Origin of the sequence: Paenibacillus sp. 2KB_20 (assembly GCF_052115765.1) — a bacterium.
In the GTDB taxonomy this organism is placed as follows: domain Bacteria; phylum Bacillota; class Bacilli; order Paenibacillales; family Paenibacillaceae; genus Paenibacillus_AQ.
In genome coordinates, this window is the sequence record NZ_JBFRHH010000002.1 from 447,457 (window position 1) to 469,138 (window position 21,682).

13 protein-coding genes are annotated in these 21,682 nt (G+C 48.0%); all 13 read right to left on the reverse strand.

Annotated features, from left to right (window positions below):
• Positions 1–2 precede the first annotated feature (2 nt).
• Entirely contained in the window at positions 3–1,823 is a 1,821-nt protein-coding gene (locus AB4124_RS07825) for a glycosyltransferase family 2 protein (protein ID WP_441972187.1), read from the reverse strand.
• Positions 1,813–2,391 carry a dTDP-4-dehydrorhamnose 3,5-epimerase gene (gene rfbC / locus AB4124_RS07830; protein ID WP_441972189.1) on the reverse strand — a complete coding sequence of 193 codons (579 nt, stop codon included), beginning with the start codon at positions 2,389–2,391 and terminating at the stop codon, positions 1,813–1,815. The genes AB4124_RS07825 and rfbC overlap by 11 nt, the downstream gene beginning before the upstream one ends.
• 63 nt (positions 2,392–2,454) lie before the next feature.
• Positions 2,455–3,582: a class I SAM-dependent methyltransferase gene (locus AB4124_RS07835; RefSeq protein WP_441972191.1), complete on the reverse strand. Its 1,128-nt coding sequence runs from the start codon at positions 3,580–3,582 to the stop codon at positions 2,455–2,457.
• Entirely contained in the window at positions 3,530–4,447 is a 918-nt protein-coding gene (locus AB4124_RS07840) for an NAD-dependent epimerase/dehydratase family protein (RefSeq protein WP_441972193.1), read from the reverse strand. Before AB4124_RS07840 ends, AB4124_RS07835 begins: the two co-directional genes overlap by 53 nt.
• Positions 4,444–5,142 (reverse strand): hypothetical protein, encoded by a 699-nt coding sequence (locus tag AB4124_RS07845; protein WP_441972195.1) that lies wholly within the window; start codon positions 5,140–5,142, stop codon positions 4,444–4,446. The genes AB4124_RS07840 and AB4124_RS07845 overlap by 4 nt, the downstream gene beginning before the upstream one ends.
• Before the next feature lie 53 nt (positions 5,143–5,195).
• Positions 5,196–5,978 carry a glucose-1-phosphate cytidylyltransferase gene (gene rfbF / locus AB4124_RS07850; RefSeq protein WP_441972197.1) on the reverse strand — a complete coding sequence of 261 codons (783 nt, stop codon included), beginning with the start codon at positions 5,976–5,978 and terminating at the stop codon, positions 5,196–5,198.
• Positions 5,979–6,228: 250 nt separating this feature from the next.
• On the reverse strand, positions 6,229–12,456 hold the full coding sequence (locus tag AB4124_RS07855) for a 5'-nucleotidase C-terminal domain-containing protein (protein WP_441972199.1): 6,228 nt from the start codon (positions 12,454–12,456) through the stop codon (positions 6,229–6,231).
• Between the two features lie 227 nt (positions 12,457–12,683).
• Positions 12,684–13,637: an ABC transporter permease gene (locus tag AB4124_RS07860; protein ID WP_076322522.1), complete on the reverse strand. Its 954-nt coding sequence runs from the start codon at positions 13,635–13,637 to the stop codon at positions 12,684–12,686.
• A 6-nt stretch (positions 13,638–13,643) separates the two neighbouring features.
• On the reverse strand, positions 13,644–14,699 hold the full coding sequence (locus AB4124_RS07865; protein ID WP_076322523.1) for an ABC transporter permease: 1,056 nt from the start codon (positions 14,697–14,699) through the stop codon (positions 13,644–13,646).
• Positions 14,692–16,224, reverse strand: coding sequence for an ABC transporter ATP-binding protein (locus AB4124_RS07870; RefSeq protein WP_076322524.1), 1,533 nt, complete (start codon positions 16,222–16,224; stop codon positions 14,692–14,694). Before AB4124_RS07870 ends, AB4124_RS07865 begins: the two co-directional genes overlap by 8 nt.
• A 399-nt stretch (positions 16,225–16,623) precedes the next feature.
• Positions 16,624–17,730: a BMP family lipoprotein gene (locus AB4124_RS07875; RefSeq protein WP_076322525.1), complete on the reverse strand. Its 1,107-nt coding sequence runs from the start codon at positions 17,728–17,730 to the stop codon at positions 16,624–16,626.
• Between the two features lie 366 nt (positions 17,731–18,096).
• Positions 18,097–18,285 carry a hypothetical protein gene (locus AB4124_RS07880; protein ID WP_441972203.1) on the reverse strand — a complete coding sequence of 63 codons (189 nt, stop codon included), beginning with the start codon at positions 18,283–18,285 and terminating at the stop codon, positions 18,097–18,099.
• A 466-nt stretch (positions 18,286–18,751) separates the two neighbouring features.
• The gene (locus AB4124_RS07885; protein ID WP_441972205.1) at positions 18,752–21,652 is read right to left on the reverse strand and encodes a DUF4855 domain-containing protein; all 2,901 of its coding nucleotides are present in this window, start codon (positions 21,650–21,652) and stop codon (positions 18,752–18,754) included.
• Positions 21,653–21,682 lie beyond the last annotated feature (30 nt).

Genomic DNA, 21,682 nt, shown 5'->3' on the forward strand with positions numbered 1-21,682 from the left:
AATTATGTCGATGTTCCCTGGTAGTTCATTTGATACATTCCAACATTGGATTCCAATAACGACTCCAAATAATTCATATCCGCTTGCCGTCCTCCAGCAAGAAACATTGCGAAGTCCTTAATAACCTGTTTGCTCTGCGGGCTCCGCTCCGGTACGAAACTAATAATTGAAGATTGCTCAAACCCGTGTGCTTTTGCCTGCAAACAAAGTACGTCACGTATATAGATTTTGCGATTGTGTACGGTATGCGAAGAAGAAAGCATTTCATATAATGTTTCTATACTCGCACTATTGTTAACCATAAAAATCACTTTTCCGTTAACACTCATGACCTTTGAGATAGCGCTGAAGATGGAATCCAAATCCTCAGAGTAACAATCCAAGGGCTTCTCAATATAAACCAAATCGATTGTGCCATTAAGTTCTTCCGGTAACCGACCGATATGATCCAGCAGAAACACTTTTTTCGAGATAGAACTTACATCCACTTCATATTTGTGCTCTGTTGTGCAAACGGAGACATGTGGCTTAATACCATGATTTGACCATATGCGGTTTTTAATTTGAAGCAGAGTGGCACCGCACTTTACATCGATTCCAAGTATGGTCTTCACGGTAGATAGCTGACTGAAATCTATCTTCAGATGAGCAAGATTCATACGCGCATCCAACCACGCATCCAAACCGTACTTCTCTACAAAGGTTTGTCTTCCTTCTTCCATAGAATTCGTCTGATGATCACTGGAGGTTGTTAGACTACCGTAATGGTGAGTCACGGTATCCGCACAATAAACGAGCTTGTATCCTGCTCGTCTAATTCGAAAGCTGATGTCATCATCTAAAAATTCACCACGAAAAAAGCGGGTGTCATAATAGCCTATTCGATCCAGTAGTGCTGTGGGGCAACATAAAACATTGGGCAACAAAACCACTCGTTCTTCCCATTTTGAAGGGTCACTTACATTGTATTCTCTGGCTTTTTCCTGAAAATCTTCTATAGAGTGGAACGGAATCGAAATTTGCTGCAAATTGGAAATAGAAGTGGCACCCGGAGACACAAACCCAATGCCGGGGTCCGATTCAATGCAAATCATCAGATTTTTTAACCAGTTCGGAGTAAAAATAAAATCATTGCATACTGCAGCGCAATATCTACCTTCCGCCGCCATCAAACCAATATTAAAGCCCTTCACAAGATGGATATTATACTTCAGATGAATAACCTTTGCGTCAGGTATGGAATCAAAATATTCTTTGGTTCCGTCCGTAGAGCCGTTATCAACCAATATCAATTCATACTCCACATCAGCAGTATTCTTCAAAATACTTTCAACACAATCCCGTGTATAGTCTAGATTATTGTATGCAAGTAAAACCACACTTACTTTGCAATCCGCCTTCTCCCCCTTTGTCCAGATATCATCGTGATCAACGATTCCTACATCTGGATAAAAACGTGGATAGTCCTTTTTAGAGACGAGATTCTCCACGATATAAGCAACTTCGAACTCTAGTATCCGAAAAAGAGAGCGAAAGTGAAAGCGAAAATCATATAAAAAAACCTCAACATTATCATTTATTGCATTCTGTTTTAGCTTTTCTATATAGAAGAAAATATTAGCATTGATATCTTTTATCCGGTGAGGAACAGACACTTCCAGTGTCACATTTTCGACTGCATCGAGCAGTTCAACCATGGTGTCCAATACTAATAAATCAGACAGACTTAACTCACCTTTTTGAATACAACTTTCCAAATAACAGATACCTTCGTGTCCAACCTCTAAATTATCGAGAATTTGCGCTGCTATATTATGATCCATGTCCTTCTCCTTCAGACAAAATTACACCATCTGTACTCAAATCAAAGTCTTTCCACTGCTTATCTTTCTGTGAAATAATGAGATCTTCCACATGAGGCCACTCTATCTCAAAAGCAGGATCGTTCCAACGAACTCCAGATTCATGACTAGGAGTGTAGTACTCACTGACCATATAATGAATGCTTGTATTTTCGGTAAGCGTTTGGTATCCATGGGCAAATCCCTTTGGTACATATAGAGACAAACGGTTCTCGGCAGATAATGTAAGTCCGAACCATTTCCCAAATGTAAGACTATCCCGATTTAGGTCAATGATAACATCGTAGATGGCTCCTTGAGGACAAGAGATGATCTTTTGCTCACAGAAAGGAGCAAACTGGAAATGCATCCCCCTTAGCGTGCCAGCTTGATGGTTAAATGCCACATTTGTTTGAACCACATCAAAAAAAACCCCCTGCTCAGCCAGCGTTTTTTTACAGAAACTTCTGGCAAAAAAACCACGACTGTCCTGAACGGGCTCCATTTCAATTACTGCGGCTTTTTCAAGCGGTGTAGTATGAACTAACATCCTGCTCCCCCTTATAACCTAAAATTTCGTCTTGAACTTTTAAGCTCTTATAGGTCTCCAAAATTAACCTACATCAAAAGTAAAAAGTGCTCCAATGAACCCTAGCTGTATAAGTTGCTCTTGGATTTGCTGTTTATGTGCATTTGCAAAAAGAATAATGGTGTCAAATAAACAAACATATTCGGAAGTTGGCTTAATGATGGGAATACCCGCAATGTGGTGTCCCTGTTTATTAAGATCGTTGTCAAACAGGCATTCAATATGAACCTTCTCCTCCATCATTGCAAGAAAACAAGTCGACTCAGCTCCTGCACCCCATGCCGCTACTCTCGCATTTGCCGAAAGCTTTGAAACAAGCTGATCGAGTGATGATTGCCGTTTACTAGTAAAAGTATAGGAGGGTTTAGAGACCTTTTTTACATATAATTCAAGCAAATTAGGGTCGGGTGATTCTTGCACGCAAACAACTGTCAAACCTGCCCTGTGTGCCATTGTTGTCAAGCTAGTAACAGAGAAATACTGGATGTGATCCGTACATAAATTATAATACAGGCGCTTTTCAACGATTCGTTGTCCATTTGGAACCTCAACTAAAAGAATGCCATTTTCATTCAATAATTGGGCTGCCTGAGCAAATAAAACGGCAGGTTGTTCGAGGTGCTCCAGCACTTCAATTATACTTATTGCATCAAATCCCGACTCAAATGTTAACTCTTCATGGAAATAGTCGTTTATGACGGTAAATCCTTGTTGCCGTGCTGTCATAGCACTAGAAGTGGATGGTTCAACCCCAAATAGTTCTTCAAAATGGTTGTTAGCTAGTGCTAGATAATGCCCCACACCACAGCCAATATCTAAAAATCGCCCACGTGCCGGCGCTAGCATCGCCAGACGCTCAAGTTGACTTTCCCTGATCCGCTTGAAGCTAGCTCCCCAAAAAGAGCCCATGGAGTAATCTTGGTAATACTCTTCAGTAATGTGCACCGGAATCTGGGTATGCCCGCATAAATCACAGTGATAAATCTCCAGATCACGTAAATTCAGTTTATCCGAGTTATATACACTCATTAAACTATGAGGCGCTCGAATATATCTCTCTTCAAAAGCACATGTTTGACCACAAATATTACAGATGATGTTAATCAATCCTTTCATTACTGGTGAGAAGGGCTTTGAGTAGTTCGATGACAAAAGTCTCCACCTTATCATTTGGTTCCAGGCCTTTATATTCGTTTACACTAGTAAAGTTAAAGTCAACAACTCGGTCGTTCCCCTCGGGGCGAATGATTCGTACGGGCATTCCGAAAATCTCTAACGCGACCTTTTGAACTAATAAGGCAAACTGTAAAACACTCATCGTCTCATTTCCGTAAGCATGAAACAGCCGCTCTTTTGGTCTTTGTTCCAATATCCATTTCACTTTCTTACATACATCCGACACACCTACAAAATTACGAAGTTGGCTCCCTGGAGTCAAAAGCGTTATCGTGTTACTCTCTACAGCTTCCCTGCAAAATAAAAACGGAATCAAATTCCACCGTTTGAATGTATTAAGGTTTACGGGAACTCCAAATAGATTAGAGGGTCTCACTATCCATGCATTTAGCAGATTAGCTCGATCGTACATCCTAACTGTTTGTTCGGCTGTATAATGTGCCAATCCATAATCGTTACTTGGAGCGACAGGAGTGCTCTCTGTCAATTTCCCTTCCTGTACTCCAAAAACATGAAAACTCGAAAAATATATAAAATTCTTAATATTATTATTTTTACAAAAATCAAGTGCTGCTCGGATTCCGGTTACATTTTCAGACAAGGCTCGGTAAGGATCTGTTTTATAAAGCATTTCGTTTGGAGAAACCGTATGAATCATCGTATCGATTCCATTACTAATCAACGATGCTACTTCAGTCGGTTTAGAGAAATCCATTCCAAGATCCCCTCCACTATCTCTCGTAGCAGTCAAAACATTATAATGGTGCTTTTTTAAGCATTGGGCCAGATGAAGTGCTATATAACCATTAGCACCGCTAATCAATATGGTGTTTGATTTCATGAACTTCCTCCATTTTGCGGAATTGGTACATTAAAAAAAGACTGTGCCCAGGGTTTATCCGTTTGCTGAGTTATATGCTGACCAGTTTCTGTATGGCGATAGTATAATGATCCGTTGTTCAAGTTGGTGTTACGTAATAAAGCTTGATTTCCGATCGTCACATGGTCGCCGATACAGCAGTCACCAATGATTGCTGATTGCGGGGCCATAGCCACTCCCTTGCCGATAACAGGATAAACACCATTTATTGCGCCTACGGTGCATCCCTGGTAACATACAAAAAAGTCACTATAAACCGCCTTACCTAACACTACACCACCACCATGCACAATAAGAAAGATATCAGGCATTCCCGCATCGTACATACATACAACACCGTTTAACGCCTTATTTAAGTAAAAGAATTTGGACGCGATCTCCTCAGTCTCAAACTCCTTCCATGTCGAATTAGACAAAAACCACAGGAATAATGTGTATTGATCAGAATGAAGATGTGAAAAAAAGGTAGTGCCTTCATGATGAAACGACCTTAAAGCGATATGTTGAAAACAAAACTCCGAGCGCTCCAAGGCTAGATCAAATGACCGGCTAAATAATGTGTCCTTGGGAGACAAACGATTATCAGGAAAAAAACGACTCACCTGATGAAACACATAAGCTTGCAAATCTTCCTTTGAAAGAGTCAGTTTAAACATAATCAGCTCCTAGAGTAGTAATATTTCCAACTCATTTTCAATTTTCGGTTATATTAGGTATTCCATATTTTCCAAGGTGCCTTTTGACTTTCCCAGAGCCCATCAAGAACAATCTTTTCGCGCAGAGTATCCATTGGCTGCCAGAAACTATCATGCCTATAGACATTTAATTCACCATCCCGCGCTAGATTTTGCAAAGGCTCCTGTTCTAGGATCGTCGTATCCCTATCTTTGATATAGTTGAATACTTGGGGCTCACACACCATGAACCCTCCATTTATCCAACCTCCATCTCCCCTAACTTTTTCAGTAAATCCAGTAACCGTATCGCCATCCAATTCCAACCGTCCAAATCGGCCGTCTGGTTGCACGGCTGTAATGGTTGCAAGCTTATTACTTTCTTTATGGCAGCGAACAAGCTGATCAATATTAATATCTGCCAAACCATCTCCATACGTAAGCATGAAAGGATTGTTACCGACATAAGGCTGAATTCGTTTAATACGACTAGCCGTCATTGTATTTAGTCCCGTCTCCACCAAAGTAACTTTCCAGGGTTCTACCGTGTTCTGATGCACCTCGACGGTATTGCCAGAAGTAAAATCGTAGGTTACCGCTTCGGACATATGTCGGTAATAGTTAGCGAAGTACTCCTTGATGATATAGCCTTTATAACCAAGACAAATGATAAATTCATGATATCCATAGTGAGAGTATGTCTTCATAATATGCCACAATACTGGTGCGTCTCCGATTTCAATCATAGGTTTGGGCTTAAGATGAGACTCTTCACTTATTCGTGTTCCTCTTCCACCTGCCAAGATGACAACTTTCATATTTTGCACTTCCTCAACTGATTTTTAATGTAAATCTATTAATAGCAAAGATATTATCTTCTCTTATACTAATCGACTACTTTCCAATAAAAATTAATTAGAAACATGGGGAAAGGTTTGTTGCACAGACCAAACTATAAACGAATTAAAAAGAGCTACCCCTAAGGGTAGCCCTCTTCTTGATCTTTATTTTCGGCTTTTTTCACGCAGATTGCGAAATCAGCCTTCGGCCTGCCGCTATACATCATGTTTATTTGGTATACGTCAAATCCTGCATCATGCGATGGAGCACAGCAGCACTTTCCCCACGGGTGGCACTCGATTTAGGGTTGAAGCGCTGATTCTGGTCTCCGTTCAGAATACCAAGAGCCGCCAATTCATACACCGCTGTCTTGGACCAACCACCGATCGAGGTCGCATCGGCAAAATGGGCTTTTGCCGCATCGGCTTGGTTGTATCCGGCATACTCCAGCGCGTTGTAGGCCATCACTGCCATCTCTTCGCGCGTGATCGTCCGGTTCGGCTTAAAGGTGCCGTCCGTGTAGCCGGTAATGATACCGGAATCGACGGCTGCCTGGACAGCTCCGGCATACCAGTCGGATGACACCACATCCTGGAAGCTGCCTGACGCAGCGTCTGCAGAAAGGCCCAATGCCCGGACGACAAGCGCTGCGAACTCGGCTCGAGTGACCGATGCGTTCGGAACAAAGGTCTGCTCTGTGCGTCCGGTTACGATCATTTTGGCCGCAAGCGATTCAACGTCTGCCTTGGACCAGTGCGTAGCAATATCCTGGAACGTTACCGGGTTCTGCAGCACCAGGTACGTGCTGTTGGTACGGCTATAGATATCGATTCGTTGACCATTCACCTTGAATGGTACCGGCGTATATTCATTGCCGTTTCCGCCCACTCGAACAACCGCAATATCGGTCAAAGCATGCGCTTTGTCGACATTCAGGGACCGCTTCACATACGATTGGAATGAACCGAGCGTGATGGTCTTGCCATTACTGGACTTCGCTGTCAAGGTGTAGCTCACAGCCTGCAGCGCATGATATCCTTTGGAAGCTGCTGATTTAAGAGCATCCGAATCCACTTCAAGCTGAATGACCAAGTGAAGGCCGCTAATATCCGAGCCGGTTTGCGCAGCCAGAGCTTGGAGATTGATCTCCTTCTTCGGAAGCTCATAGCTTCCGTAAGGCGTCGCTACCACCAGCACCTGTGCGCTTGTTTGATCAAGCCATGCCTGGAGCGCTTCATTCTCGATGGTAACGGATGAAGAAGAGATTGGCTGCGTGCTTGTTACCTCTACGGTAATTTTCCCGCCAACAGGCTGTTTCAGTGCTTCCTTCATGGCAGCCCCAGTGACGCTGCCTGTTACCACACCATTCTCCACCTTAACCGGAACCTTTACCTTGCCTGGTTCGACCGGAGGTGTCGTGCCAGGATTCGAAGGATTCACGGGAGGCGTCGTCGGTCCTGGAGTTCCAGGGGTGCCCGGGTTCCCAGGGTTCCCCGGTCCAGGCTCTCCCGGTCCGCCCGGATCAGGTCCTCCTGGAAGCGGCGCTCCCTTCAAGTCCGTAATCCGTCCTTCGACGGCGGAGGTTTTGGCTGTGATGGTGCCTACTTTTTTCACATAGTTCGAGAATACTTCATAGTCAGGCTTATAGAGCAGGTTCACACGCCCTTCCAGATAAGCCTTCTCGAGCGAAGCATAGAAGTCGCCGCCTTTAGCGGTAAACGCGTTCGTCGCTACCTCGTAGGATTTATTCATATCGATCGGCTCGTATCCGTTCTTGCCTTTGACCTCGATACGCAGGACGCGTGATCCAACCGGCTTGGTGGAGTCATAGATAAACTTCATGCCCGCGATATGCGGGAAGCGCCCGTCCTGTGCCGGCGTCTTGGAAACCCCGTTCTCCATGGCTTCTTTAATCTCGGCGCCCGTTAACGTAATCGTGACCAGATCATTGTTAAACGGAAGCACCGTCATCACGTCACCCATTGTGACTTTGCCTGCCTCAATAGATTCGCGTATCCCGCCGCCGTTCTGCAGGGCGATGACCGCATTCGTGCCGGCTGCTTGCGCCGCATCCAGCATGCCATCGGCAATCAGATTGCCGAGATTCGTTTCCTTCGTGCGGACATCGGCCCGGACGCCGTTCAACTTCACTTCGGTCAAACCGACTTCCGTTTGTTTTAGTTCCTCCACGCCCGGCTTATATTTGGTGTTCAGAATTTGCAAGGCTTCGGGATCCGGCTGTACCACGTATTGGCCGGCACTATCTTTCTCGTCAACAGAAATGAGGTTACTGTTCCACTCCTGCAGAACACCCTCGTCGTCAAATACGACCTCAAGCCGACCTAAGAATTGTCCTTTTTCCCCTGTCTGCACGATCAGCTTCGGTTCGCTGTCCGACCTGTCCACGACCGCTTGATCCAGCTTGGTATGACTGTGACCGCCCACGATGATGTCGATGCCTTCAACTTCCTTAGCAAGGTTAACGTCCACGTCATAACCGAGGTGCGACAGCACGACGATTTTGTTAATGCTTTCCTTCTGCAGCATCGCCACGGTGTCTCTTGTCTTTTGCACCGCATCATCGAAGGTGACGTCTCCAGGCGAAGCGATGTTCGCCGTGTCTTCGGTTGTAAGTCCAATGAGGCCAACCTGCTCCCCGTCTACCTCCATGATGATGGCCGGGTAGATGGTTGCATCCTTGGCATCCCGGGTCACTTCATTCTTGAATTTCTGGGTCAATAAAGCATCGGCCGAAAAATTCACGTTCGAGGAAACAAACGGGAATTCCGCATGCTCAATGAAATCGTTCAGCACCTCAGATCCTTTATCGAACTCATGGTTACCGAAGGTCATGGCATCATATTGAACCAGGTTCATGAACTCCAGATCCGCCAGTCCCAAATATTGATTAAAATACAGCGTGCCGGAGAATACGTCCCCTGCATCCACGAGCAGAGGATTGACCGCGTTTGCTCTGGCTTCCTTGATCGCCGTCACCCGGCGCGCAATGTTATCCGGTGAGCTTACAGTATCCAGATTGGCATGAGTGTCATTGGTATGCAAAATCGTCAGCGGGAAGCCGTTCACGGCTTCTCCCTTCAGGTCGATCTGCGCGACAACCGGATCATGATCCGATACGCGGCCCTTGGAAGCCGGGAAGTCGGCGTTCAGATGCACGACATCGGCTTGCGTAGAACGGGTCAGATTCTTGCTGACGAGAATATGATCCAGTACCTGCGAGTTCCCATCATACGTGTAGGTATACCGCTCCTTAAGCGGAAGCGTATCGATCAGATTGTCTAATTCGTTTCCTTTCAAAATGTTCGCCGTCTCGGTAAATTGGAAATCATTCAAATCTCCCAGAACGACGACGTTCGCATCAGGATTAGCGGACACAACGTCTTTCACGAACCCGTTCACGACCGCTGCAATCTGATGGCGCTGAGCTTCGCTGGAGAGAACCGGCGGCTGGGTATTGCCGAATGGTCCTTGGTCCCCGGATTTCGAGTTAAAATGATTCGCGATGACGATCACTTTCTCGCCCTGGAATTCGAACTGTGCGGCCAGAGGCTTACGCGATGCGTTGAATGCCGAATTCAGCGGATCAATCCGGCCCGGATTCAGGGTTAACTGATCCTTTGCCGCATCATACGCAACCGATTCCGTCGGCGACCCCTTATTGCCTTTTACACTGTCCGATAACTGGACACGATCGGCGTTATAGAGGAATCCGACCCGAATGTTCGCTCCCGGCGCTCCCCCATCGTTATTATTCACCGGATCAATATCGGTAAAGCCGTACGTGGGTCCTCCCGCTGCCTTGATGGCGTTAATCAAGGTCTGGTAGCTTTGATCTGCCGCGGTAGTTCCGTTGTTCAGCTCTCCGTTGTTATCCTGTACTTCTACAAGGCCGATAATATCCGGAGACTTGATGTTGTTTACGATCGACTCCGCCAGCTTGTTGATTTTGGTGGAGCTTACGCCCGGATAAAAATTTTCAATATTATACGTCGCTACTCTGAGCTGTCCGTCATTCACGTCGATAGTGGATACCTCTTGCTTAAAAGAGCTGCTGTGGATTGCAGGCAACTCGCCTTTAGCCGGAATCACCTTGAAATTGCCACTGTTATAACCGATTACACCGATCACATCATCGGCAAACGTATCGCCGGTGCTTACTTCCTGCCCCGGATTGCCGTAAGCAATGATAAGACGCTGCGGGTTGAAATTGCCTTGTTCTTTCAGAACGAGACCTCCAGCAGGCGTAATGACATCCGCGGTATCATTCTCGACCCGGGTCGCAATGTTGTAGGTTCCGCTGCTTGTCCAATACGGACTAATGATCGTTGGCTGCGGAAGTCTGACCAGCATGCCCTCCAGAGATTCGTAGAAGTCGATGGCATCTTCGCCCGGATCGAACGTTGTCATGCTGTCATTATCGATAATGGCGGCAGGAATCGGGCGCCCGCCTTTACCTAAGGTAACCGGTTCGGGCAGCTGCTGAGCCTGATCAAGCTTCTTGATGGATTGCAGCTCGATTTGGGTGGAGGTCAAGTTGCTGGAGCTTCCCTCGTTAAACTCGGCCACTTTTCCGGTTACGCTCACCAGATCTCCGATTTGAGGCCGGCTTGGATCCGTGGAATACACAAAAATCGCATCCGAGGTATTCGGATTGGAATCCGGCTTCGGATCCTGGATATAGAATCCCTTGATATTGCCGTTAGAGAACGTATAACCATATTGGGTTACAACACCTTCAATATCGGTTACCGTCTGTCCTGTATACGGCGAAGTATGGTCCTCGCCTTGAATATCCGCGATGCGCGGCTGCTGAGTAGCTTTATAAGCAAATTCATATACCTTGCTCACATCTGCACCCGAGACAACAACCGCTTTGATGGTCGTGTCACGGTCTATTTGAATCGGCGAGCTGTACTGTGTACTAGCTTGCGTCGGGTCTGACCCATCGAGCGTATAATAAATGCTCGCCCCTTGCGTAGGGCTGGACAGCGTCACCGTTCCCCCGATGATGATCGGTCCCGCACCCGGACTGGCAATCACGGAGAACATCTCCTCGATTAAGGCATGCTCGCCGAGAGGGATCAGCTCATAGATGTTGCCGAACTGCTTGACCACGCCCGTGACGCGGCTGAAGGTTTTCACCGTCTTCAGCTTGGACAACCCGGAATAGATGATGAATTCATGCCCGCCTTGCTCAGCCGTGTATTCGCCAGGTCTATTTTCGGATTTGATAGTCACATCATCCAGGTAGACTAGTCTTGCCTCATAAGTCTCTCCTGCAGCTTCGGATAGATCTGCTCCGGTGATTGGGAGAGCTTGTGGTACTCCGACTTGGTTCCCTGTCACATCTTGTGGCAGCAAAGCGTGTGGTTTAATCTCCTGAAGATTGTTATAAATCTCCATTACGCCGGCCACGCTCACCCGATCGCCAACGCTGGCATTAAGCGGGTAGTCATAGAGCACGATACCGGCTGTATCATCTTGTATATAGGTTTCTCTGCCTTCGATATGCGTAATGACGCCTTCCGTCCAGACATGCTCGCCTTTTGCCTTGGTGCGGGCCTCAGCGACGGACGTTTGCGTTAAAATATCGTATTGGAAGGAGGAGATCGGTCCATCCGGTAAGCCATCTTGGACTGCATAGGCATCCACTCGTGTAGGCTCGTTGATCTTGATCGGGCCATTGACGAGCTGGAAGCCGGATCCGTTTCCTCCGGACAGGTATACATCCGCATAAACGGAAGCACCCACCGTAGGCGGATTCAGCGTGATTTCCGTTCCGGCAGGCCAGGCATTAGGTTCCGGATTGGCTGTTACTGGTCCTAAACCCGTACTAGGAGCGACCGGTGTCTTCGGGCTCGCGCTATTCCGGGGCTCCGGCTTGGTAACGGTGAAATCGGAAACATTGTTATCCGTGTCGCGGCCGCGGTCATTTTGACCAACGGTCAATTCATTGCGAATCGCAGCCGTACTGCTGGATAGAGCTGCTGTCGGTCTCGTCTCAGATTCTGATGCCGATCCATAGCCAATGAGGTCGATACGATCGCCCGCGGCGTTTACCAGATCTACTTTGCCGTTAGAGCCGCTTAAGTTCAGTGTTCCTGCAACATCAGCTGTCGGCAAAGTAGCACCTACCGAGCCACTACTCTGTTGTTGGATTAAATAATAAGAATAAGGCTCTATAATACCAGTTAAAGAGGTCGTGCCGTTAAAACTGCCTGCTGCGCTTGCATAACGTACCTTCCAGCCTGTAAGGTCAACCGGACTGCCCGTCGGATTGAACAATTCGATAAAATCATGCGTATACACTGCCCCGCCATTCCCGCCGCCGCCATACACTTGGCTGATTACAACCTGATCATGTTGGGGAGCAGCCTCCGCCACCTTCACGGGACTGAAAGGAACGATGAGACTCAGAAGCATTACAATAGCCATAAACATACTTAGCTGCTTTTGGCACCTATGTAATCGAATGCGCATTCAGGTTTTCACTCCTCTATTCTATTAAATTCTGTAGCCTTATTTACTATATATACCAGAGATGTTTTGGGAGTTCTAACCTAAAGTATGCTAAATGTAAAAAAACCTCCAATAGACCTAACCCTAAGTGGGCATAGGCATATCAGAGGTTCTAGATGTCTTACATCGACTTGCGCAATCCGTTACCGTTTACCTGAATCGAACGGCTCCCCTACGGCTTTCGGCGCATTCGAGGATTTGGAGAAAATCACGAGTGCGATCAGCGTGACAACATAAGGGAAAATCTTGAGAATGACCGGCGGGATCACCGCCAATGACGGGATCACCTGCGATACGTTGGCTACCGTCGTGGCAAATCCGAAGAACAAGGTGGCCAGCAGGATGCCGAGCGGCTTCCATTGTCCGAAGATGAGGGACGCCAGCGCCAGGAACCCTAGTCCTGCTACGTTCCCCGTAAATTCACCGGAATACGTCAACAGAATGACAGCCCCCCCAAGTCCGGAAAAAGCACCCGAGATCATGACACCGACATACCGCATGGACTGTACCTTAATACCTGCTGCTTCCGCTGCGTGCGGATGCTCGCCGCAGGACCGGAGTCGCAGACCGAACGGCGTTCTGTACAATATTAGTGCGCTGAGCACTAACACTAATAGAACAAGCCAAGTTGTTGCATAGGTTTTGGTAAAAAACAAATCCCCAATAACCGGTATCTTAGACAGCACAGGCACATCAAACGGTGCAAAACCATTCGTGATGCTGATCTTGCCGCTACCCGTAATGTTACGGGCAAGGAAAATCGTCAGGGCACCCGCGATCATATTGATCGCCGTACCGCTTATAATCTGGTTGGCACTGAGGTTGATACTGGCAAAGGCATGTAATAGCGAGAATAGTGCACTCGCTGCCGCTGCTGCCAATAATCCTACCCAAAGTACCCACGATTGGCCGGGCCATTGGGCCTGCATTTTGAATATGACAAAGGCTCCGATGAAAGAACCAACAATCATCAAGCCGTCAAGGCCGATATTGACGACCCCGCTTCGTTCACTGAACAGCGCGCCCAAGGCGGTAATCAAAAGCGGGATCGTGTAAGCGATGGCATACGGAAAAATCTGTTCAATCGTTGTCCACATATGTCCTTACTCCCCCTGCTTTTTATTAGCCGCGCGGCGCAGCTTCATTTTACGGTATAGTCGTTCGATCAAGATGCTGGTTGCCGCAAAATAGATAATGATGGCGATAATCGAATCGGCGATTTCCGGCGGAATCTCCGTCATGGCATTCATAAACCCTCTGCCCGAATAGAGAATTCCGAAGAACAAGGCCGACACCAATACACCGATAGGTGCATTGATTCCGAGCAGAGCTACGGCAATCCCGTCAAATCCCTGGCTCGGCAGAATGCCGATCTGCATGCTGGAGGCATTCCCCGTATACTGTGCAACACCCGCGAGGCCCGCGAGACCGCCGGAGATGAACATGGACAGCACGATGCTGCGTTTGACAGCGATACCCGCATATTCGGAAGCGTGCCGGTTGAATCCGACCGCCTTCAATTCATACCCGAGCGTTGTTTTGTTAATAAGGAAAGCGACGACCAGAACAGCAATAACCGCGATAAAAAAGCCCAGATTGACATAAGAACCTTGGAACATATCGCTTAGCCACTGCTGATGCAGCATAGCTTCCGGCGGAAGCTGACGCGATTCCGTCTCCAGGCTCGCCCCTTTGAAGTAACCCGGAATGACATAATAAACGGTCCAGTAGGCCGTCCAGTTCATCATGATCGTGGATACGACCTCGTGCACATTATATTTAGCCTTCAGGAAACCTGGGACAACCGCCCATAGCGCACCGCCGATAAACCCGACCAGTACCATGACTAACAGGAGCAGAGCCCGCGGCAGGTCCAGCGAGAGGCCGACAGCCGTCGCGCAAAATCCACCGAACAGCATCTGGCCTGCAGCACCGATATTAAACAGTCCAGTGCGGAAGGCAAAAGCCACGGACAGACCGGTTAAAATAAGCGGAGTCGCCGTCGCCAGCGTATTTCCGATCCGCTCCGGGTTTTTGAGTCCACCCTGGATGAGATACTTATACCCTTCTACCGGATTATGTCCGGTCAGCGCCATAAGCAGTGCCCCCGCAATGAGTCCGAACAGGACGGCAAGCAACGATTTTACGCTGTTATTCATGTGGTGCCTCCTCTTTTTGATACCCGGCCATCATCAGTCCGAGCTCTCTTTCGTTCGTTTCGGAGGTTTTAACGATACCTACCAGTTCACCGTTGTTGATAACGGCAATGCGGTCCGACAGATTCAGCACTTCATCAAGCTCCAGGGAAACCAGCAGAACGGCTTTCCCCTTGTCGCGCTGTTCGATCAGACGCCGGTGAATATATTCAATCGAGCCTACGTCAAGGCCCCGAGTCGGCTGGACAGCAATAAGCAGATCCGGATCGCGCTCTACCTCGCGGCCGATGATCGCTTTTTGTTGGTTACCGCCGGACATCGAACGCACGATCGACCGGCCGCCCGTTCCGGAACGCACATCAAAACTCTGAATGATATGCTCCGCATGCTTGCGGATCGCTGCTGGCTGCAGCAGCCCGTTCTTGGAATACGGTGGGCGGTTATACACCTCGAGGATCAAATTCTCTTCAATCGTATAATCCAGTACGAGGCCCCTCTTTTGGCGGTCCTCTGGAATGTGGCCGATTCCGCTTTCATTTCGTTGACGGACAGATAGACCGTTGAGCGTTTTTCCATTCAAGCTCACCGTTCCGCTCTCCGCCTGCCGAAGTCCGGTAATGGCTTCTATCAGTTCCGATTGACCGTTACCATCCACGCCTGCAATGCCCACAATCTCCCCGGCATGCAGGTCCAGACTAAAGCCTTTGAGCGCATCAACTTTCTTGCTGTTCTTTACCATAAGCGATTTGATCTCCAGAACGGTTTTACCCGGATGGCTCTCTTGCTTGTCCACCTTAAAGGATACGCTGCGGCCCACCATCATTTCGGCCATTGCCTCGCGGCTCGTGTCTGCCACTTCTACGGTGCCAATCGTCTTGCCGCGGCGGATGACGGTGCAGCGGTCCGCAACCGCTTTAATTTCTTTCAATTTGTGGGTGATCAGAATGATCGATTTGCCTTCATTGACCAGGTTTTTCATAATGCCCTGCAGATCTTCGATTTCCTGAGGGGTCAGCACGGCGGTCGGCTCGTCAAAAATGAGCACTTCCGCGTCTCGGTACAGCATTTTGAGAATTTCCACTCTCTGCTGCATCCCGACCGAAATATCCTCGATTTTGGCATACGGGTCTACATTGAGGCCGTATCGCTTGGACAGCTCCTCGACCCGTTTGGCAGCCGATCTCACGTCCAAGCCGAAGAAGTACTTGCGCGTCTCGCTGCCCAGAATAATATTCTCGGTCACGGTAAACGGCTCGACCAATTTAAAATGCTGATGCACCATCCCGATTCCGAGTTTGTTCGCGACGTTCGGATTCGAGATCCGCACGTCCTTGCCGTTGACTTTGATTACGCCACGGTCAGGCTGATACATGCCAAACAGGATGCTCATCAGGGTGGACTTGCCCGCCCCGTTCTCACCGAGCAGCGCATGAATCTCGCCTTTTTTCAACCTAATCGTGATATCGTCATTGGCCACGATCCCCGGAAATTCCTTGCGGATGCCCACCATCTCGACAACATAGTCCATGGTTTTGGGTCCTCTCCTTCTTTTTTGTTAAATATCTTCCTGTGCATAACTGCTTTTAAAAAAAACGCGGATCGACTCACTTCCAAACAGCCAGAACGCAGTTACATAGATCGATTTCTACATTCAATATCAGGATGCAATCGCTTGCGCCGGTGATACGGTCTGATACCTAAAATAGCCCCACAAAGTGGAGCCTATGCTTCGATGCTTGTTCCAAATACTTTGCGGGGGCCCCAAAACATATAAATGCGATTACAGAATTGCTTACGCTTCGCTGAAATAACTTATAAATTCTGATACCTTAAAAAAAGACGGAGGGAATCCGTCTTTTTTCATGCGGTATCGCTGCTTTTCAAGTAAGTCTATCCACGCTTCTGTAGATGACCTTGGTGTCTTGGATTACTTAATCAAATCGCCTTGCTCTGCCGTAACTTTAATTTCGCCGGCTTTGATCTTGCCAAACACTTCGTCCACTTGCTTGAGGACGTCATCGCTCAGGTTCGGATTCTTCTCAGGAAGGCCGACGCCGTCATTGGTCGCATCCAGCGTAAGCGTTTGTCCGCCTGGGAATTTACCTTCCATTTCAGCTTTGATCATATCGTAAGCCGCATGGTCGATTTTCTTCACGGCCGAAGTCAGGACAACGGATTTGTCGCCTTCGTAAACGCCATCTTGATACTGGTCAACGTCTACGCCAACGATCCATACTTCAGATCCATTCTGTACGCGAGTCTTCGCTTCGTTAATCGCACCAACGCCAACGCCGCCTGCTGCTGCGAAGATCACGTTTACGCCACGGTCATACATTTGAGCCGCCAATTGGCTGCCTGCTGCAACATCATCAAAGGATCCTTGGTAAACAACGTTTTCTTTGTTAATTACCAGTTTCGTACCGAGATTCTCGTTGGCGTAAGCTACACCCTGCTGGAAGCCCCAGTTGAACTTCTGTACAGGAGGGATTTCCATTCCGCCGATAAATCCAGCTTGTCCATCCTTCACATGAAGCGCAGTCGCTACGCCAGCCAGGAAACCGGACTCTTGCTCAGCGAAGAAGATGGATACGGTATTTTCCTTAACTACCGGATTGCTGTCGCCGGAATGAGGTGTTCCATCGATAATCACGAATTTAGCATCTGTATACTTGTCCTGTGCTTTGAACACGGCTGTTTCAAATTTGAAGCCTGGAGTTACAATGAACTTAAATCCGGCATCGTACAGGTTTCCGATCTCTTTCGAGTAGTCGGCTTCTGTCGTTCCGGCCGGCTTCAGGTATTTATACTCCATTTTGAAGTCCTTATTGGCCTTCTCGATACCTTCGTACGTTCCTTGGTTAAACGACTTGTCATCGATGGTTCCCGCGTCCGTAACCATCCCTACCTTGAAGTTTGCCTTAGGTGCATCGCCGCCTGCGCCGCCGCTTGGTTCTGACGCTGGTTTGTCGCCGCAACCTGCCAGCATTGTGACAGATAACGCCAAACTGATTAAAGATATGACCCCTTTTTTCATTAAGGATAACCCTCCTAGGTATATATGCCCGAATACTAGATTCGTGCTATTTACAATATATTAATAAAACAGACCCTTTTCAACATAAATTTGGGTGAATCTGTCAAGCTGCATCTGTGTCGCGGTGAAACGTTTAAGACATGTTTTATTCCAATTCTAGTAGAGATAGGAAGCCGTAGTTAACGCGGTGTTGATATCACGGTTTTTATAGATAACACGGGGGGTTACAATTGGTGTGGTACGCAAACTTGCAAGTGCTCAGACCCTGCAATTTGGAAAAAAATAATAGCCCCTTATGAAAGAAAGCACCTCGGCAAGGTGCTTACAAACATGCTGTTCATTTCAATGAAAGTTTTGAATGAATATTCACTTGCGGCGGGGCTTCATCATGCGATTATACGTAATCAATCCGGCAATAATCATGGCGACTACGCCCAAGCTGCTTGCCGACTCCGGCGTCATGCCAAATACCCCCGCCAAATTCGTAACCAAACTGTTCGTAAGCAGCGCCACCGCAATCAGCATAATCGGACGCCACACGCTATACCTTCTCATTCTCGCAACACCCCCAGCCCAGATTTACAGCAATATAATCCCAAATGACTAAAATCGCTTAATCTATTAGAAACATTATACCATGAATAAGTATGCGTTTACATTGTTCTCAACTTTCTCAGCATGAAATTTCCAGATAGCCCTTGATGTAGTTTGGGAGACCAACAATCCTTTGCGACTTTGAATCTAATTACCGGTTTTCTTCTTCCTTCATTATATTAAACGTGTTCATAAGCATCGTTATGCGCCACATATTTCCCATGTGATCATCAAGACCGATTCGAAAGCAAAAGCCACGGGCTACAGCGTGGAAATAACGCTGCCTCCATGGCTTTTTTTACGAAACATAAGTTATCATGCATCATGCTCGGCAGAGTTTGCCATAAAATGCCCTTATCCTAAGTCAACTTCTCGGAAATCAGGCCATTATGCCATCGGAACCTGAGCTCGTGCTGGAAATAACTCATCAGTCCTTTTTATTGTACTCGAATGAAATCTTAACGGGATCCGACATTCCTTCCATAGACAGATAGGCGTCGCAAGTTCCCTTTAAATTGCCGGTAAGCTTGATCATGAATTCGAAACTTCCCGTTTCTGTACTGGTCGTCTGGCCTTCGTAGCGAACTTTCCCTTTCGAATCGAGTATTTTCAAATTCACTTGGGACTGGCTGCCGTTCACGACCAGACCGTCGATTGTCAATTTCTTCGCAGCGGCATCCACCACGGCTCTTGCGCCGTCGATACCCGTCTCACCTCCTGCCTGATCATCCGTACCGAGAACTTCGATTTCATCAAGGAAGACCCAGACGTTGACCGGGAATTCGACTTTAACGTAGCGGGCAGACACTTTGTCGGCTCCCGCTTTCCCCGGCACGCCGTCTGTTATCCCGCTCCAGCTCACGAACTCGGCCGAGGCAGCATCATGTGCCGGTGGGGGAGAAACGGTTGCCAGCGTGCTCCAGGATTCGCCGTCAGATGAAACGGAAAAAGTGACGTTCGGAGGGAAATAGATGCCGGGTCCTTTATCCTGAAGAAAATGGGCTCTAATTGCCCCGATCGATTTGTTGCCGCCCAAATCAAATGTGATGGTGCGGCTTCGTTCGTCAGGGTAGTCGCTTCCCGCATGGGCCTGCCACTGCTCGGTGCGGTAATCCGTCCCGCCGAATCGGCCGTCCGTAAGTTCGTTCCCGGAATCGGGATAGTTGCTGTTAGGCTGCTGTGAAATTGTATAGCTTTTGCCAAGAACCAGATTGCTGAGTCCCCCTCCGTCAGACCAGGTTTGAATGAGAACTTGGGCGTAGGAATCAAGCACCGATGCGGCCGAGGCCGAAATCAACCCTTGCGCTTGGACGGCCGGGTCGTGAATGTGCGCGAGAAAATCCTGCATATACGTTACGGCATCCTTCGGCTTGTTTTCGTCCAGAAGACGCTTGATGATTTGCAATCGATACGACAACTCTGTGCCAAAATCGGGCTTGATTTCGTTCGATGCGACATAACGCTGTACAACCTCCGTCATCGTCTCCGGCGCCGGGCTGCTATCAATGGCGTACGTTCCGTTCAAATACTGGTACAGCCAGTCATACATTAAACGCAAACTTGGATCCTTGCTTACCCCTAAGTTGTATACTGCATTATTGCCTTGATAGTGAGCTCTGAAGCCATTTTGCATCAGACCGGATCTGACGCCGCTGTCCAAGTATTCGACAAAACGCTGACGAAGTACGGGATCTGTCAGCATTCCGTCATCAAATTCAACCTCGTTCCCCATTCCGTACCGCTTTGCAGTATCTGTAGCATCGTCCAGACGGTCGGAATCCATTCCGCCGAAGAAATAGTTAGGCTGAAGCGCCGCGGCATCGAACCCTGCGTCTTTCCACATAAACATTTTGTAAGCATATGAGTGTGGAATCCAGAAAACCTTCATGTTCATGGCGTGCACTTTATCCGACACCATGCGAGCTATGTCCGGTCCTGATTCGGATATGTCGATTTGTTCCGGCATCCAGTACATGCCGACAAGCTCAAGATTAGAGTAGTTGGCAGCCTGCCATCTTTGCTGGGTCTGGTCCAGCCACCACTGTACTGCTTTTCCTCTGTTTTCAGACGCTTTTTCTTTGCCTACGACGGAGTCGTTGAAATTTAAGGAACCGCTACCGTCAATGTCGCCAAAATCTGTTAAGGATTCCCCTGGATTCGGAATCATTAACACAACCTTGACTTGATGATCGGGCTGTTTCAGCTTGGCCCCAACTTCCTTGGCGGCCTCATTCAACTGCTGCATATCGCCCGTGGCTGCAAATGTTTTATCCAAATACCATTTCCAATCGTCCAGGTTCGTTTGTCCCTGACCGAAATCGCGACCAGCAGGCGAAGCAATCCCGAGATATAGAACGCCGTCATAAAGCCAATCGACCGGCTCGCCGTCTTTATTTACATAGCTGATATTAGGGATAATCCGTTCCTTCTTCCAATCGCCCAAACCATTCGCGTATTGCCCGTTATACAGCAAATTCAGATTCCGGATCCCGGCCGTAGCTTCCCCCGGCTCCAAAAAACGAGGCTGCTCGGCAGGAACCTTTACCGCCCCTTCAATCTTGCCGTCCATACCCATAATTTCGATTTCGTCAATGTATTCCCACTGTGTAGGATGCATATAAAAGATTACCTTCACATAACGGGCATAAGCCAACTTGCCATCCGTATTCCCGCCTTTGATTCCATCCCGGCTGCCATCCCATTCAAAAGTCTCCTGTCTAGGCGGTCCTGCTCCCCATAGCAGCTGCGTAGCGTTATGAGAAAGCAGCCCCCAATTTTCCTTATCGTCAGAGACATACATCGATACCGACAGCGGCACGAGGATCGAGTTCGTCGGATAATCCTGGAGAAAACGAGCGGTTATCTTCCCGACTGACTTTTCCTCCCCCAGATCAAATACGATTTCGCGCGCTTTTCCGCGCTGATGTCCTACCCATGCCGGGTCGTTCATATCCAATGCGCCGTATTTTCCGTCCGTAAGCTTGTATCCGTCATCGGGATGCGAAGCTTCCGGAGCTTCAGACCATTCATACGGGAGGCCGGCCGCAAGATTGCGGAATTGCGTCTCCTCTACTTCCGAAGATGCTGCTGCTTGATTCTCGTCTCTTGCTAGTGGTGCCTGTTCCACTTCCGGTTCACCAGCTTTCGTCGGTTGATCTAGTTCGACCTGTGGATTACCTGAATCATTCCCTGCTTCCATCTGGTCTGCATCTACCGCCTGCAGGACAGTCACATCGGGAACAGGCGATTTCGCCTGAACCGCAGAGAGCGGTGCCAGTAGTAATACGGCTGCCATTAATCCGGATACCCATTTTTTATTCAAATTCATCAAGGCCAGCTCCTTTTTCTTATTCTCAAG

Coding starts and splice junctions, on each gene's coding strand:
- AB4124_RS07825 (WP_441972187.1), bottom strand. CDS start 1,823: ATGGATCATAATATAGCAGCGCAAATTCTCGATAATTTAGAGGTTGGA.
- rfbC (WP_441972189.1), bottom strand. CDS start 2,391: ATGTTAGTTCATACTACACCGCTTGAAAAAGCCGCAGTAATTGAAATG.
- AB4124_RS07840 (WP_441972193.1), bottom strand. CDS start 4,447: ATGAAATCAAACACCATATTGATTAGCGGTGCTAATGGTTATATAGCA.
- AB4124_RS07845 (WP_441972195.1), bottom strand. CDS start 5,142: ATGTTTAAACTGACTCTTTCAAAGGAAGATTTGCAAGCTTATGTGTTT.
- rfbF (WP_441972197.1), bottom strand. CDS start 5,978: ATGAAAGTTGTCATCTTGGCAGGTGGAAGAGGAACACGAATAAGTGAA.
- AB4124_RS07855 (WP_441972199.1), bottom strand. CDS start 12,456: ATGGCTATTGTAATGCTTCTGAGTCTCATCGTTCCTTTCAGTCCCGTG.
- AB4124_RS07860 (WP_076322522.1), bottom strand. CDS start 13,637: ATGTGGACAACGATTGAACAGATTTTTCCGTATGCCATCGCTTACACG.
- AB4124_RS07865 (WP_076322523.1), bottom strand. CDS start 14,699: ATGAATAACAGCGTAAAATCGTTGCTTGCCGTCCTGTTCGGACTCATT.
- AB4124_RS07870 (WP_076322524.1), bottom strand. CDS start 16,224: ATGGACTATGTTGTCGAGATGGTGGGCATCCGCAAGGAATTTCCGGGG.
- AB4124_RS07875 (WP_076322525.1), bottom strand. CDS start 17,730: ATGAAAAAAGGGGTCATATCTTTAATCAGTTTGGCGTTATCTGTCACA.
- AB4124_RS07880 (WP_441972203.1), bottom strand. CDS start 18,285: ATGAGAAGGTATAGCGTGTGGCGTCCGATTATGCTGATTGCGGTGGCG.
- AB4124_RS07885 (WP_441972205.1), bottom strand. CDS start 21,652: ATGAATTTGAATAAAAAATGGGTATCCGGATTAATGGCAGCCGTATTA.